The following is a 14,433-nucleotide window of genomic DNA, read 5'->3' as shown; positions in this document are numbered from 1 at the left end:
GACCCGTTTTATCACTCTGCTGCCCAGCTGCTACTTCCCCTGCACCATGGTGAGCGAGATCTTGCCGCGGTCGCGATCGACCTTTTCCACCCACACCTTCACGGTGTCGCCCACGGCCACCACGTCGCTCGGGTGCTTCACGAAGCGCTTCGCCAGCTTGGAGATGTGCACGAGGCCGTCCTGGTGCACGCCCACGTCCACGAAGGCTCCGAAGTCGACCACATTGCGCACGGTGCCGGTAAGCTCCATGCCCGGCTGCAGGTCGTCGATAGAGAGCGCTGCGCGGCTGAACACGACCTCGGGCGCATCGTCGCGCGGGTCGCGGCCGGGCTTCTTGAGCTCGTCGATGATATCGATGAGCGTCATGAAGCCGCAGCCCAGCTCGCCCGCGAGCGCGCCCACGTTGCCCACGCGCTTATCGATGTCCGGGATACCGCCCGCCGCGAGGTCCGCCGCCGTCACGCCGGCGCGCTCGAGCACCTGCGTGGCAACCGCATAGCTCTCCGGGTGCACGCTCGTCGCATCGAGCGGGTTCTTACCGCCCGAGATGCGCAAAAAGCCCGCGCACTGCTCGAAGGCCTTCGGCCCAAGCTTGGGCACCTTCTTGAGCTGGTTGCGGTCGGTGAACACGCCGTTCTCCTCGCGGTACGCCACGATGTTCTTCGCCACCGGCTGCGTGATGCCGGAAACGTAGCTCAAGAGGCTCGCGCTCGCCGTGTTCACATCCACGCCCACGCGGTTCACCACGTCCTCCACCACGTTGCCAAGCGTGCGCGAGAGCTCGGCCTGGTCAAGGTCGTGCTGGTACTGGCCCACGCCGATGGACTGCGGCGGAATCTTCACGAGCTCGGCCAGCGGGTCCTGCAGGCGTCGGCCCAGGCTCATGGCACCGCGCGTGGTCACATCGAGCTCGGGATACTCCGCACTTGCCAGCTCACTCGCCGAATACACGGACGCGCCGGCCTCGTTCACGATGGTATAGCGCAGATCGGGCGCCTGCTCGGCGATGAACTCCGACACGACCTCTTCGGTCTCGCGGCTCGCCGTACCGTTGCCGATCACGATGGTGTTGATATGGTGCTTCTTCACCAGACGCGCCAGCTCGCGCTTGGTGCCCGCCACGTCGTGACGCGGCTTGGTGGGGTAGACGACGCCGTGATCGAGCAGCTTGCCCGTCTCGTCCAGCACTGCGACCTTGCAGCCCGTGCGGAAACCAGGGTCAAGCGCGATCACGCGCGCGCCGCGCACCGGACGGGCCGAGAGCAGGCTCTCGAGGTTCTTGCCGAAGACCTTGATAGCATCCGTCTGCGCGCGGACCGTGAGCTTGGCGCGGAGCTCGCGCTCGAGCGAGGGCGCCATGAGGCGCTTGTAGCCGTCGGCGATGGCGGCGTCGAGCACCGGGGCGAAGGGACCCTGGCGGCGCGGCCAGCGGGAACCGAGGCGAGTAACGGCAGCTTGCGTGTCCACGCCCACGCGCACGCGAAGTTTGCCCTCGCGCTCGCCGCGGTCGATGGCAAGGATGCGATGGTTGGGGATCTTGCGCGCCGGCTCGGAGAAATCGTAGTAGGGCTCGTACGGCGTCTTCTCGTCCGCATCCACCGCAGCTGCGACGATCTCGCCCGTGCCCTCGGTGAAGGAGCGCAGGTCGGCAACGTTCTCCGGGTCCTCGGCAACCGTCTCGGCCACGATGTCCTGAGCACCCGCAAGGGCCTTTTCGGGCGTGTCGTAACCGGCCTGGGCCGCCTCGGCGGTAACGTATGCGGCGGCCGCGTCGAGCGGAGTCGCGCCGCCCTTGGGCGTGACCTGCATGATGATCATGTTGGCGAGCGGCTCGAGCCCCGCCTCGCGAGCTTTCTGCGCGCGCGTCTGCCGCTTCTTGCGGTAGGGCTTGTAGAGGTCCTCGACGCGCTGGAGCTGCGTGGCGGAGCGAATCTCGGCCTCGAGCTCGGGCGTGAGCTTGCCCTGGGCGTTGATGAGGATGATCACATCCTCTTTGCGCTGTTCGAGATTACGCAGGTAGGTAAGGCGGTCGCCCAAGGTGCGGAGCGCGACGTCGTCCATACCGCCCGTGGCTTCCTTGCGGTAGCGCGCGATGAAGGGAATCGTGTTGCCCTCGTCGATAAGGTCGATGGCCGCCTGAACGGCAGCAGGCTTGAGGTTCAGCTCTTGCGCGAGCGTGAGGGTGATATCCATGCAATGGCTCCAAACCACTCGATGTTGGAGTGACTAGGATACCCGCCCGTGCGGACAGGGGCAACCGGACGGGACCGGTCGCCGGGATGCCCGGCAGGAAGCATCCGCCTAGAACCCCCCGAAGCGCGGCTCCGCGCTCAGCCCCTGCGTCTGGAACACGCGCTCGACCGCTTCCTCGTACTCCCCCACCTTGCGAGCTTTCCGCACCGCGCGATGCACGACCTGCGGGTCTGCGAAGGAATATTTGGCGTAGGACCACCATTCCTTCATGCGAAACACCGCGTTGCCGCCGATCTCTTCCTCATAGGCGCAGAAGAGCTTGTCGTGGAAGTGCTTGAGCTCGGCTGCTGTGGCAGCCTGCCCGCCGTTGAGCATGCGCGCCAGCGCGGGGTTGGAGAGGATGCCGCGGCCGAGCATCACGTGGCGCGTCTCCGGATACGCCTCGAGTAACGCCGCCATGTCATCGGTCCCAAAGATGTCCCCGTTATACGCCACAGGAAACGGCGCCCGTCTGAGCGTCTCGCCGTAGAGCTCCAGGCGCGGAACGCCCTGGTAGCGATCTTTCTGAACACGAGGATGGACGATGAGCTCCTGGAGCGGGAAGCGGCAGTACAGCTCGAGGATCTTCTCGTATTCAGCGTCTTCCAGCACACCGACCCGCGTCTTGACCGAGATCGGAAGACGCGACCGGTCGCACACCTCCTGCAGGAACCCTTCGAGTTCCCCGAGGTTTCTGAGAAAGCCGGCACCCCTCCCCTTGGCAACGACCGTCCCGGAAGGGCACCCCAGGTTCAAGTTCACCTCCGCATAGCCCATATCGGCAAGCACCTGCGTCGCCCACACGAACTTGTCTGCATCGTTGGTGAGCAGCTGCGGAACTACGTCGAGACCTTGGTTGCGCTCCGGGTCGACCTCTTTATACGCCTTGCCGCCAAACGAAGAGCCTACCTGCGGCGGAGCGAGGAACGGAGTGTAGTAGCGGTCGAGGGCGCCGAAGCACTCCGCGTGGACCCTGCGAAATACGCTTCCCGTGATCCCCTCCATGGGGGCAAGCGAGAATATCATCGGCGTCGGCTCCCCTTTCCCTCCTGCCGCGGCACCTAAGCCGCATCGAGGGCGGCTACCATCAAATGGAGACATTGTAGCGCGGACTGCATACGGCGAAGAAGCGCTCGCCGCCTTGCCTTAACCGAAACCGGTTCAATGGCCCAGCATAGAGAGGCACGATGGAGCGTCTTGCGGAGAGTCTTGAAGTGAGACTTGGCATGCAGCGCACGGCAGACGATAAGGGCGGATGCCCGTTACCTAAGCATCCGCCCTAAAGTCTCATCTAGATAAAGGTTGTCGTACCGTCGCGTTAGCTCCTGTGCCGCCTTGCGAGCAGCCCGCCTGCGAGCACCGCAGCGCCAACAACCGCCGCCGCAGCCACCGCGAGCATGCTCATATCACCCGTAGCCGGAATGGCGGCCGCATCCTGCTCCAGCCCTTCAGACGAGCCGGGCTCGCTGGGTTCAGCCGGGCGCTCAGGATTGACAGGGGTCGTCTGGTCCGGATCCTGACTCGACTCCTTCTCGCCGCACACGGTGCAGACGCCGTCTACGAAGCTATGGCCGGCAGCAGGGATCTCCTGATAGGTCGAGTAGCCGCAGGCGCACTCGTCATAGGCAGCCCAGCCAGGGTCGGTGCAGGCGGGATCCTGTCCGTCGTGGTGCGCCAGACTATGCGCATCGTAGTTCGCAGTGAGCTCGACGGCACCCGCCGGCATCGTGAAAGTGGTCTGAGCTGCGGAGGGATCGTCGAAGGAGCCCACCGCAGCACCGTTCTGCGTCCAGCCGGATAAAGCAGTCGCAGTGGCCAAAATGACCCGAGCGATCGCACTCGAGCCCGCCCGCACCCATGGTTGGAATAGCGATCTTCATGAGGTTGCCCTCTTTCTTCTTGCAGGCACTTCGCTTTTGCGCCCGCACCCGTACCTTATGCTACTTGGCTACTACGCGATATCCTCCGCGATATCGATGCTCTCGCCCAGAAGACCCACGTGGGCGCCAGCGGCAGCCTTGTTGCTCTCCGCGTGCACGATGAGCCATTTATCGGCAGCCCACAGGAGCGGGGCATCGCCGGCGTTGGCAAGCGCAGAATCGAGCTCCGGCAGAGGGCCGTTCGTGCCCTGGGGCAACGCGACGAGCGTGCGGAAGCCCTCATCGCCTGTCTGACAAGGCGCGTAGTGCAGGGTGTCGGCAAAGACTTCGACGAGCACACCGGCGGGCACGCGGAACGCGCGCACGAGCGACATGTCGAGCGTGGCGTCGACGCCCATCCCCTCTATCTGGTGCTGCTTCGCAAGGAGCAGGATGAAGTCGTTCGCACCGAGGTTGAACTCGCTGGAGCGGTGGTACTCCAAGGCGTTGAGACGCGTGTTATGGCCGCAGCACCAACCCAGTTGAGTGGGACGACCGCCGAAGAGAAGCCCCTTGAACGCAGGCGCGACCTCGAGCTCTTCGAGTGCGGTGGCGCTGGCCTCGTACTTCGTGCCGTCCTCCGGGCAAGGCGCGTACTCGGCGAGCGCGTGGACCACGGGCTCGGTGAACGCGGCGGGGACATCTGTCCACACGCGACCATAGTTGCGGAATGATTCGTCATAGATGGATTCGATGAGCATGGTGTCCCCCTTCTTCTGCTGGGATTCGACTGACATGCAGCGCGGACGGCGCACCCGCGCCGGCAACGTCGCATGCGTCGATTATCACACGATTCGCATGCACAGATTCACTCTACATCCCCGTTTATCGTCGATGTAGGTCAAATTCCTGTAAGTTATGCTTCTCAATGTCAGCTTTGGTGGCGCAGTTCAAAACAGATAGAGAGGAGGCGTCGAAGGGGCTCTCGGTTACGCCTCGATGCGAATCGCGATGCTCGCGCCGCCGAGTTCGGGGTCGATAAAGCGCGCATCGCCGCCATGCTGCCGCGCGATCGTCCGCACCACAGAAAGACCCAGCCCGGTACTGCCGCTCTTGCGTGAACGACCCTCTTCCAGGCGTACGAACCGACCGAACACGCGCTCGCGATCCTGTTCCGGGATACCCGGCCCATCATCGCTCACAACGATCTCGACGAATTCGCCGTCCGCGTTCTCAACATTGCGGCACGAGATCGCCACGCGGCTCCGTGCATAACGCGCCGCGTTGTCGAACACGTTGCGCACCGCATGCGAAAGCGCCTCGTGATCTGCCGTGCACACCACCGGCTCCACACCGGAAACATCGACCTCGCACGACGCCCTCGCTTTCAAAGACGAGGCCTCTTCATAGAGCAGGTCGCACAGGTCGAGCTGCTGCTTGTCCAAACGCGACACGCCCTCATCCTGGCGCGCGAGCAACAGCAGGTTGCTCACAATACCGCCCAGACGCTCGTTTTCAGAGAGCAGGTCGTTTGCAAGCGTATCCGCGTCAACCGCGTCCGGATGGTCGCGCATGGTCTCGAGCATGACGCGAATAGCCGCCACCGGGCTCTTGAGCTCGTGCGACGCATCGGAGACGAAACGGCGCTGCTCCGCGACGGCAGCCTCGAGGCGCGCGAGCATATCATTGAACGTGGTTGCCAGCGGTTCCAGGTCGCGATCGTGCTCCGGCACGGGCAAGCGGCGGCTCAAGTCGCCGATGGATATCGTCGCGGCCTCCGCGCGCATGCGCTCGACCGGCGCGAGCGTGCGCGCGACGGCGAACCACGAGAGCACCGCGACTGCGCACAGGGAGCCAAGCATGGCGATGGCAAGTACGATGGCGACCGTCCTCATTGCCTCGCGCGCGGGAGCGAGCGACGTCAGCGCGGCGATGGTGACCACGCCATCGGGCGTCTGGACGCCGCGCTCCACCACGAGGATCGGCCCTTCGATACCGAGCGCCGTAGTGGCGTCGATGTGCATCTCCTCGACCGATACCGAAAGTTCCTGGGCAGACGATGCGCCCGCCTGCTCCGCCACGAAAGGAAGCCGCTGCTGTACGAAATGGCGTGCATGTGCATGGATGCGGCCGCGCGCCGAGGCGTCGCCGTCATAGCCGGAGCTGCCCCCGTCGTCGTAGCCGGAGTTGCCCCCGTCGTCGTAGCCGGAGTTGCCCCCGTCGTCGTAATTCGAGGCAGCTTGTTGCGGCTGCGACGGAGCGGGAGCAGACGAATACCCGCTGTTATAGTTCGAAGAGGCTGCCGGCGCGGAAGCTTGCGGACGTGACGGGCTACTTTGCGGCGTTGCCGAGGGATCCGCCTGCTCGCGCTCCTCCGCCTGCGGCGCCACGTCGTCGGCATCGTCTTCGGCAGGCTGCTCATCAGCCATGTCAAACGTCAGCGAGACGCGCTCACGCTCGCCGCGGCGCTCCTCTCCCGGCGCCAGACCACCCTCCGAGATGGGTGCCACGTCGCTCGCCCAATCGCTCGACGCCACCACGTTTCCAGACTCATCGATGATCTGTACAAGATCGGCGCCGGTCCCGCGCAGCTCGTCGGGCATCTGGCCGGCAGCGACCTGCGCTTCGATCTCTTCGAGGCGCTGATCAAGACTGCCCGAGATGGTGGCGCTGATCGCCCAACCCGTCGCCAGCGCAACGGCGGCAGTAATGGCGACCATGGCAGCCGCGCACACCGCGACGGTGATTACCGAAACCTTCCCTCGAATGCTTTTGAAAAGATGCATGGTCTCTCCCTGGTTTCTGGCCAATGTGTCCCGCGGCGTCATGCACGCTGGCGCGCCCGTGCGACATCGCGTTTCCACGCGGCAGCACGTCCCAGCGGCATCACCCGTACCGGACACCGGCCTTGCGTCGTCCTACGCCGGCTCGGACATCCGATACCCCACCCCGCGCACGGTGTGGATGAGACGCTGCCCAAACGCCGCGTCAACTTTCTTCCGCAGGTAGCCCACGTACACCTCGACGACGTTGTCGCCGCCCATGTACCCCGGCGACCACACGTGGTCGAGGATCTGCGTCTTGGTGAGCACCTGTCCCGCGTTGTACATGAGGTATTCCAGCAAGGCGAACTCGCGCGGCGTGAGCTCGATCGCCGTGCCGCCGCGTTCGACGGCCTTGGAAGCCGGATCGAGCGTGAGGTCACCCACCTGCAGCTTCGCCGAACCCTTGCTCGCCCCGCGCCGCAGCAGCGCTCGCAGGCGCGCTACCAGCACCACAAGCGAAAAGGGTTTCCGAAGAAAGTCGTCGGCACCAATATCGAGCGCATCCGCCTCGTCGTACTCGCCATCCTTGGCAGTGAGCATGAGCACCGGCGTCGTGATGCCCGCGCCTCGCAGCTCGCCGCACACGTTGTAGCCGTTCATGCCGGGGAGCATGATGTCGAGGGTAATGACGTCGTACGCCTCGGTGAGCGCCATCTCCAGACCCGTGTTGCCGTCGCAGGCGATATCGACGGTGAAACCCTCGTCTTCCAAGCTCGCCTTGAGGTACGCGACGATGTTCTCCTCGTCTTCAACGACCAAGACGCGCATATGAATCCCACCCATTCCGCTCCGAGCGCACCGTGCAAGTCGATTCTACGGAGAAGGGCGCCCGCCCTTGCAGCGTAGCGCCCCTCCTTCGGCAAGTGGTAGCTCTATCCGAAAAGCCTTACCGTTTCCTTACAGCATGTAAAATAACCCCAGGGGTTTTTTAACATCGCCGCGCTAGTCGTCGTAGCCGCTGTCGGAGTCGTAACCGCTGTCGGAGTCGTAGTTGCTGTAGCCGCTGTTGCCCGTAGCGGGAGCAGAGACCGCGGGTGCCGAAGCCGCGGGGGCGGGCGCGGGTGCGACGTAGGCAGAAGCGCCGTCATCGTAGCCGCTGTTTCCGTCATCCCAAGAATCGTCGTAGAGGCTGTCACCCGATTCGTACACGCTGTTGCCGTCGTAGTCCGTGGCGCCGTCGTAGTCCGTGGCGCCGTCGTCGTAGTTGGTGTTGCCATCGTCGTAGTCCGTAGCGCCTGGGGCGGGAGCCTGCGTGGTCGCCGGAGCCTGGTTCGCGCCATTGGCGTCGTCGCCACTTGCTACCACGCTCTGTCCCTTCGTCGCACCTGAAACCAGAGCGCTTGCCGCCGACGTATCGCAGCCGGTCAGGAAGAGCATGCCGCACAGGCCGATCATGCACAGGGGGACGAGGGCGAGCTTGGGGTTGGCGAGGTCGAGCTTCTTCATGGTGTCCTCCTTCTCTTGCGTTCCGCTTCGAGCGGTTTTCGCTAATCCGTGCGCCTTTCTCTGGGCGCATGGTCATAATGCCGAAGGAACCTGAGAAAAAGCTGAGAGAATCTGCCGCGGCTCAGTGCGCGCAAATGGGGCATGAACGGGATATGCCGGGCGCAGAACAACCCAAGGAGGAGCACCCATGACCAGCCTCGAGAACATCCGCGTGTTCACGCAAAGCGCCATCCGCATCCAGAGCAAGGATGGCGTGGTCATCTACCTTGACCCCTTCAGCCTCACGGATGCCGAGGCGGCGCACGACGCGGACTACGTGTTCATAGCCCACGCGCACTTCGACCACTTCTCGCCGGAGGACATCGCGCGTGTGGCGGGCGACCACACCGAGCTCGTGGCACCGGCAAGCATGGGTGCCGAGGTGGCCCGTGTGGCGGATGAGATTGGGGCGACGGCGGTGCACCCGCTGCAAGCGGGCGGGCGGCTCGAGCCGCCCGGCGTTGCCGTCGAGGCCGTGCCTGCATACAACGTGGAGCCGGAGCGCCTGGAGATGCATCCGCAGGCGAACGGCTGGCTGGGCTATGCGCTCACCGTCGACGGCGTGCGCTACTACGCGGCGGGCGACACCGACCAGAGCCCGGATAACGAGCAGGTGGCGTGCGATGTGGCGCTCGTGCCCATCGGCGGGACGTACACGTGCGACCCGCATCAGGCCGCGGCGTTCGTAAACGCGCTGCACCCGAAAACCGTAGTGCCTATCCATTACGGCAGCATCGTGGGCGTGCCGGAGAACTTCGACGCGTTCGCCTCCGAGGTCGCACCGGGAATCCAGGTCGCGAGGAAGGCTGAGCGGTAGAGCGCTGCGCCCCGCAGACGTCGCATACCGGGCTACGCCACCGCAACAACCGGTTCGAGCAGATCCTCTACCCGGCAGTGAAGCACGCGAGCAATCTGCGCCACGGCGGAAGCTTGCGCCCGGTTGATATCCTTGTTGCGCTGCTCATACATCTGTATCGACCGCAGTGAAACACCAGATAGCTCGGCGAGTTCACGCTGTGTGTATCCACAGGCACTCCGCATGCGCGCGAGGTTCGTCTGCCCCTGATAGCTTGTCATCCGCTCCGCAAACAACTGAGCCACACGCTCTTCGGATGCTTCGTGCCACGGGTCGTACAAGTCGACAAGCACATCGAACGGCAGCACATCGAAAACCGTACGGAACGTAAGCGCAAACCGCCATTGGAGGTACGCCGCGATCCAGCCCGCCCAATACTCAGGCGTCCTGTCTGGTCGAAAGCCCTGCTCGATCATCGCCCGCTCATCGTCGTAACCAAGCTCGCAGCACATGTCCCAGAAGAGCTCGATGCCCGACCGCCCGGAAACCACCCACGGTGCTCCCGCTTCGAACTGCCGGGCGAGCTGGCTCGACGCAAAAAGGTTCGCAACCTCAAATCCTTCAGCACCGTAGTCCCAGACCGCATAGTCGAAGAAGCATGCAAGGCAGGACATGGCGTCTTCTAGGTAGAGGACGTCGTACGCGCGGGCAGCGACGCCACGGCCTTTAGAAGAGGCGTGGGTCATGGGGATCGACCTCCTCGAGCAGGATATCGCGAACATACAGCCCGGTACGATCGAGCTGCGCGCAAAGAGATTGGTACTGGCTCCGCGCACGGCGATCGCGTTCGGCCCTACGCGCGTGATAGATCTCGCAAGACGCAAGTTCATAGCCGGTACATCGGATGCGCTCGAACGCCTTCGCACTGGTAAGCGCAACCTGCTCGCCCAGATTTCCCAACCGCATAGCCTCGGAAAGCTGCGCTACGGAAATCGTGTTGTTCAAAAACGCCCGCGCGAACGAAAAGTACGAATCGTCTGCACGGTATCCGCGGATGATATCGAAACCCGACGTATCGATGAGAAAGCGATCGAGCAGGTAGTCGCGAGCGGTGCGAGCGATGGCATTCGAGAGATCGACACGGCGATTTGCGAGCAACAAAGCAAGCCAAGTGAGCACCGAATATTCCGAACTAGAAAGGTCGAGGATGGCGAGCTTGTCCGTAGCAAGCTCATAGCGATTCGCAAACCCATCCGCTTCACCAGGGCACGCCCATTCCTTTGCAAGGTCTTCATGCTCAGTACAGTAGAAGCCCGCGCCGTAGTCGTTGTATGGACGGCACAGCTCCAAGCGCGGTTGCTTAACGATTTCGGACGACCCATGCCAGAGGATCATGGCGCCACCGCCTTCGCTTCTGTATCTGAAGTATCACTGTAGTGATAGTATCACAAAAGCAGGATGAGCTGTGCGCCTGTTTGTCTCCCAACTTGCAGACCGCTCACCCATGTGCTCAAAGACCGCAGTCGTCCCCATGCGATACGATGTCCTAAAGACGCAGGCTCGCCATCGTTCACCATTCGAAAGGACGCATCATGGGAATCTTCGGCTCGCGTGAAGAAAAGCTCGAAAACAAGGCGCAGCAGTACCGGAACGACGGCATGTTCCAATACGCCGAGACCGTACGCGCAAGCCTCGCGCCCAAGGACGGCAAGGTGCACGTTGTAATGCTGAATAGTTTCTCGAAATTCCTGAACCAGACGTTCGAGTGCGAGAACAAGTACACCGGGCAGATCGACGCGATTATCTCTGCCATGCAAGACGACGGCTATGAAATCTTGGACGTAAAGTTCAATTCGATCCAAGGCCAGGGACTCACCGGCAGCATGGAGGGGTTTCATACGCTGGTGATGTATAGGTAGGAGCGGATGCCTGGCCGTGAGCGATAAAGGACTTTTGAAAAGATCGGGATGACCGAAGCTGAAGCCGACGCTCGAAGCGCCGCATATGAGAATGACGAGTGGGACGAATCAGCATTCGAAGAGCCCCGGTGCGGCAAGCCGTCAGCCGACGACACGAACGCTACGGATAGATAAAGCTTGAACAGCAACTATCGAGAAACTCGTTCGACTCGTGATGAGCAAAGAGCAAAAACGAGGCCGTTTCCCGTCGTCGAAGTCGGGGCGTGCCTCGTTGCTGCGCGGCATCGAAAACCTCCAGTTGTAGAGGGCGGCATGCCGCGCGAGCTAATTTGCAGTATAGCAACAGTAACCGTGTCTAGACGAAATTGGAGCTCCTGACTTAACTGAGGGCGTGGCGCCTTGCGCCGCCAGCGGGTACAGTCGCCATCCTCAGTGATAAGCTAGATGCCTTTCCCTGACACCAAACTCTTACCAAACAGCGCCGACGCAGCCCTCTATCCGTTTGTCATCTCAAAGAACTTTGCCTCGCGATTCAGAAGCTCTTCGACAGCGCCACGAATCTTAAAGCGAATCTCCTCAACGGCAATGGCATCCAGAGACTCGGTTGCAGACTCGTCGACTCCTGTATCAATCTTCAGTATCTGGCGGTAGCGATCGCTCGGCACAATAGGCTTGCGCGCCGGAGCAAAATGCCGGCGCAACAACTCTTGATGTACCAGCATGGCCTCGGATTGATCCTTGGGACCAAGCTCGATGCGCACCGTAGGAACAAGTGCATCGACCCGGTTGATTGCATACACCCAATAGCGATAGGCGTGCCCGTCATCCCATGAGCCACAAGTTTCCGAAGATGTGGGTTTCAGATACTCGTCCATCCGTGCAGTACCGAACCACAAGTCGCGATCGTGGTAATGGCGAACTTTCCCCTCAGAAGCAAGTTCCTCAAGAACCTCCCGATAGACGTCTCTCAACTTAGTGGCAACTTTTTTGCCTTCCGCCGAAAACAGCTTCTCGTGAGGGGCATCGTTTACTGTCTCGCCAGAAATGGCAGGTGCATTCAGCGCGACACTCTTAAAGACAAGTTCGTTCGCCTCTGGTATCGGCCACACCTTAAGCGCCTGCTTCACAAGCCGTGCGCAGCGAGCACGGATGGTTTGTTCATTCCATACATTCGTATCATGTAAGTCAGAAGATATAACCAGATATTCCTTATCGAAACCACCGACAGCTCGTGCCTTCTTTTCTGCAAACGATGCGTCGGAGAGCTCGGAGTTGTAGGCGGTAAGCGTTAGATTGCCAAGATTGTTGATGAACTCATCGTAGACACGTTCGCATTCCTCGCCCAGCATCTCCTTCCATTCCGCATGAGCAAGCGCGTTGCGCGGCATGATGTGCTCGATGGTATGGTTCGCATCTATGAGGTTGGGCGGATTCTTGGGGTGATAACTGTTTTCGAGCGTCGACAGCAAGTAGCGTCCGCGCCTAAAGGCGTAGCAGTCGCGTGTTTTAAGCGCACGCTCGAACTCGGCGTTGGTAGGCATACGGCGAGCGGTGTCGAACTCATTCAGAAGAAATGCCTCGTACGCCTTGCGATAACTTCCGCCCTCCGCCTTAACCACTTTGAGACGAGCAATGATCGAGGGGAAGAACTTGTTCAAGCTGTTCGTGGGAACATCGCATACGGCACGTCGGAAAAGGTAGCTCTCGGTGGTGCGCAGCATCGAGACGAAGTCCTCGTGAGTGAACGCGCCGTTACCATAGTCTTCGAAGAATGCCATAATCAGCGGATTCACCACCGATACCTCAAGCTGCGCGATACGGTCGAGGATGGCCTTGAGCTCGAGATCGTCGCACGAGCCCGCCGTGATGTTCGCGTAATACCCAGCGAAACGGCGAATATCCTTCAAAAGACTTGCCATCTGCCCGGGCTGGTCATAGCCCCCGTTTCTCACATGCTGCTTGAACAACCGGTAAACGTGGCGCACGACGACACTTACGGGCGCGTTGATGACCGTAAGCCAATTGCGCAGGAAATCATCGAAGACCAGATCGTAGCTATCGGCGCCGAGCGTCTCCTCAATCTTGCGCCAGTAATTCGAATACAGCTCTTCCTGTTCATCCATGGGAAGACCCATGAGCACAAAGTTGCGAACGAGGTCTGCGGTAGAAAGGTCTTTGCCGGTGGAATTCATCGACTCGAAGATGAGCTGCGGGTTGTCTTGACCTTGCGCGAGTGTGATGGCAACGATCTCCAAGCGCTGAATACCGTCCCAAACTACATTGGGATCCTCTATGTTGTTGAGCCATGTACGGAAACGGGCAAGATTGTCGATGATGCGATGCGATTCGTTGACGATATCGACATCCGGCTTTTCCAGATGGTCGAGCACCGAACGAAGCGTCGTCTCGTCGCCCTGTGAAAGCGTAAGGCGATAGTGATCCTCGCCCTTCTTGTACTTAAGCACAAGGTAGCCACTGTCAACGATCTCATCGTAAGAGGTGTGCGTGAGCTTCTCCGGATGTTCGCGAGCAAACTCCGCCATAGCGACGATAAGCAAACTGAGCGTCGTGATGCGCTGCTGGCCATCGATAACAAGTAGCTTGTTCACTCCCCCAGCGCTGAACTCCCCGCCGAGAACCATCACCACAGAACCGGTAAAGTGCGTCCCGGACGGACGTCGGCCGATGGTGATAATGTCATCCCATAGTTGGCGGCACTGTTCTTCATCCCACGAATACGCACGTTGATACACGGGAATGACCATTCGCTGATTCGCAGTGGTGAGCAGACTAACGATGGATTGCGGCGTAGCGTTCATGGAAGGCTCCGAAGGCTGGGGTGACTGGTGGGTTTATTATACTCGGCGTGCTTTCGGAGCATCTTTGTTGCTGGCTTAGGCGAATGTAGCCGTCTCCATTGCGGACATCACACCCGCGAGCAGCTTGATCCCGCGGTCGTAGTTGAATGTCTTTGTCTCGAACTCGTAGGTAATCGACCCCGTGATGCGCCTCACGCCGCGCGTATAGTCACCGGGCCCCGTCACCTCAATCTCGAGAACCATGGTCTCCTTGATGTTACGCCCAGGTACGCAACATACAGCGCGGGCTGCTCGGGCACGCCGCACGCTGGTACACCTCGTCGAGCATCGTTGTGTAGTTCTTGGTGGGTGCGACATTGTTGGCCATTTGCCACTCCTCGTCCGCGATGCGCTCGATCTCGCGCCGCCGCTTCATCGTTTTGTCCACGTCGGATGCGGCCCCGGCGTCGGGAAGGCCGATTTTGCCGAATTGCCTGTGCACCGCGCCCTCGAACACCC

Annotated in this window: 13 protein-coding genes and 1 pseudogene; 2 read left to right on the top strand and 12 right to left on the bottom strand. The window is 61.4% G+C overall.

What is annotated here, in order from left to right; genetic code table 11:
* Positions 1-30: 30 nt before the first annotated feature.
* The 7 genes from AC1VS5_RS01135 to AC1VS5_RS01105 form a co-directional block, all read right to left on the bottom strand.
* Positions 31-2,193, bottom strand: coding sequence for a Tex family protein (locus AC1VS5_RS01135; RefSeq protein WP_481217410.1), 2,163 nt, complete (start codon positions 2,191-2,193; stop codon positions 31-33).
* 108 nt (positions 2,194-2,301) lie between these two features.
* Positions 2,302-3,258, bottom strand: coding sequence for a tRNA dihydrouridine synthase (locus tag AC1VS5_RS01130; RefSeq protein WP_087185807.1), 957 nt, complete (start codon positions 3,256-3,258; stop codon positions 2,302-2,304).
* Between the two features lie 292 nt (positions 3,259-3,550).
* Positions 3,551-4,087 carry an InlB B-repeat-containing protein gene (locus tag AC1VS5_RS01125; protein WP_481217409.1) on the bottom strand — a complete coding sequence of 179 codons (537 nt, stop codon included), beginning with the start codon at positions 4,085-4,087 and terminating at the stop codon, positions 3,551-3,553.
* Between the two features lie 96 nt (positions 4,088-4,183).
* Complete coding sequence (locus AC1VS5_RS01120; protein ID WP_418742820.1) at positions 4,184-4,852, bottom strand: DUF4867 family protein; 669 nt, start codon at positions 4,850-4,852, stop codon at positions 4,184-4,186.
* Between the two features lie 228 nt (positions 4,853-5,080).
* The gene (locus AC1VS5_RS01115; RefSeq protein WP_481217408.1) at positions 5,081-6,877 is read right to left on the bottom strand and encodes a HAMP domain-containing sensor histidine kinase; all 1,797 of its coding nucleotides are present in this window, start codon (positions 6,875-6,877) and stop codon (positions 5,081-5,083) included.
* 132 nt (positions 6,878-7,009) lie between these two features.
* Positions 7,010-7,699 (bottom strand): response regulator transcription factor, encoded by a 690-nt coding sequence (locus tag AC1VS5_RS01110; RefSeq protein ID WP_481217407.1) that lies wholly within the window; start codon positions 7,697-7,699, stop codon positions 7,010-7,012.
* 159 nt (positions 7,700-7,858) lie between these two features.
* The gene (locus AC1VS5_RS01105; protein ID WP_481217406.1) at positions 7,859-8,362 is read right to left on the bottom strand and encodes a hypothetical protein; all 504 of its coding nucleotides are present in this window, start codon (positions 8,360-8,362) and stop codon (positions 7,859-7,861) included.
* Between the two features lie 187 nt (positions 8,363-8,549).
* On the opposite strand from AC1VS5_RS01105, the gene AC1VS5_RS01100 reads away from it, so the two are divergent.
* Entirely contained in the window at positions 8,550-9,218 is a 669-nt protein-coding gene (locus AC1VS5_RS01100; RefSeq protein ID WP_481217405.1) for an MBL fold metallo-hydrolase, read from the top strand.
* A gap of 32 nt (positions 9,219-9,250) precedes the next feature.
* On the opposite strand, the gene AC1VS5_RS01095 is transcribed toward AC1VS5_RS01100, so the two are convergent.
* Together AC1VS5_RS01095 and AC1VS5_RS01090 are read right to left on the bottom strand one after the other, a co-directional pair.
* Positions 9,251-9,943, bottom strand: coding sequence for a helix-turn-helix transcriptional regulator (locus AC1VS5_RS01095; protein ID WP_481217404.1), 693 nt, complete (start codon positions 9,941-9,943; stop codon positions 9,251-9,253).
* Entirely contained in the window at positions 9,924-10,592 is a 669-nt protein-coding gene (locus AC1VS5_RS01090) for a DUF3990 domain-containing protein (protein ID WP_481217403.1), read from the bottom strand. The genes AC1VS5_RS01095 and AC1VS5_RS01090 overlap by 20 nt, the downstream gene beginning before the upstream one ends.
* Positions 10,593-10,789: 197 nt before the next feature.
* Between AC1VS5_RS01090 and AC1VS5_RS01085 the strand changes: the two genes are divergently transcribed.
* Positions 10,790-11,116, top strand: a complete 327-nt coding sequence (locus AC1VS5_RS01085; RefSeq protein ID WP_368285192.1) for a hypothetical protein — start codon at positions 10,790-10,792, stop codon at positions 11,114-11,116.
* Positions 11,117-11,610: 494 nt separating this feature from the next.
* Here AC1VS5_RS01085 and AC1VS5_RS01080 read toward each other — a convergent pair whose 3' ends face one another.
* From AC1VS5_RS01080 to AC1VS5_RS01070, 3 genes and pseudogenes are all read right to left on the bottom strand, one after another.
* The gene (locus AC1VS5_RS01080) at positions 11,611-13,935 is read right to left on the bottom strand and encodes a DUF262 domain-containing protein (RefSeq protein WP_481217402.1); all 2,325 of its coding nucleotides are present in this window, start codon (positions 13,933-13,935) and stop codon (positions 11,611-11,613) included.
* A gap of 75 nt (positions 13,936-14,010) precedes the next feature.
* Positions 14,011-14,178, bottom strand: a complete 168-nt coding sequence (locus tag AC1VS5_RS01075) for a hypothetical protein (protein ID WP_481217401.1) — start codon at positions 14,176-14,178, stop codon at positions 14,011-14,013.
* A 13-nt stretch (positions 14,179-14,191) separates the two neighbouring features.
* Positions 14,192-14,433: pseudogene (locus AC1VS5_RS01070) on the bottom strand (hypothetical protein); the annotation flags it as partial.

It is taken from the genome of Enorma sp. (genome assembly GCF_982429025.1).
This window is presented reverse-complemented; position numbering and strand designations above follow the sequence as displayed.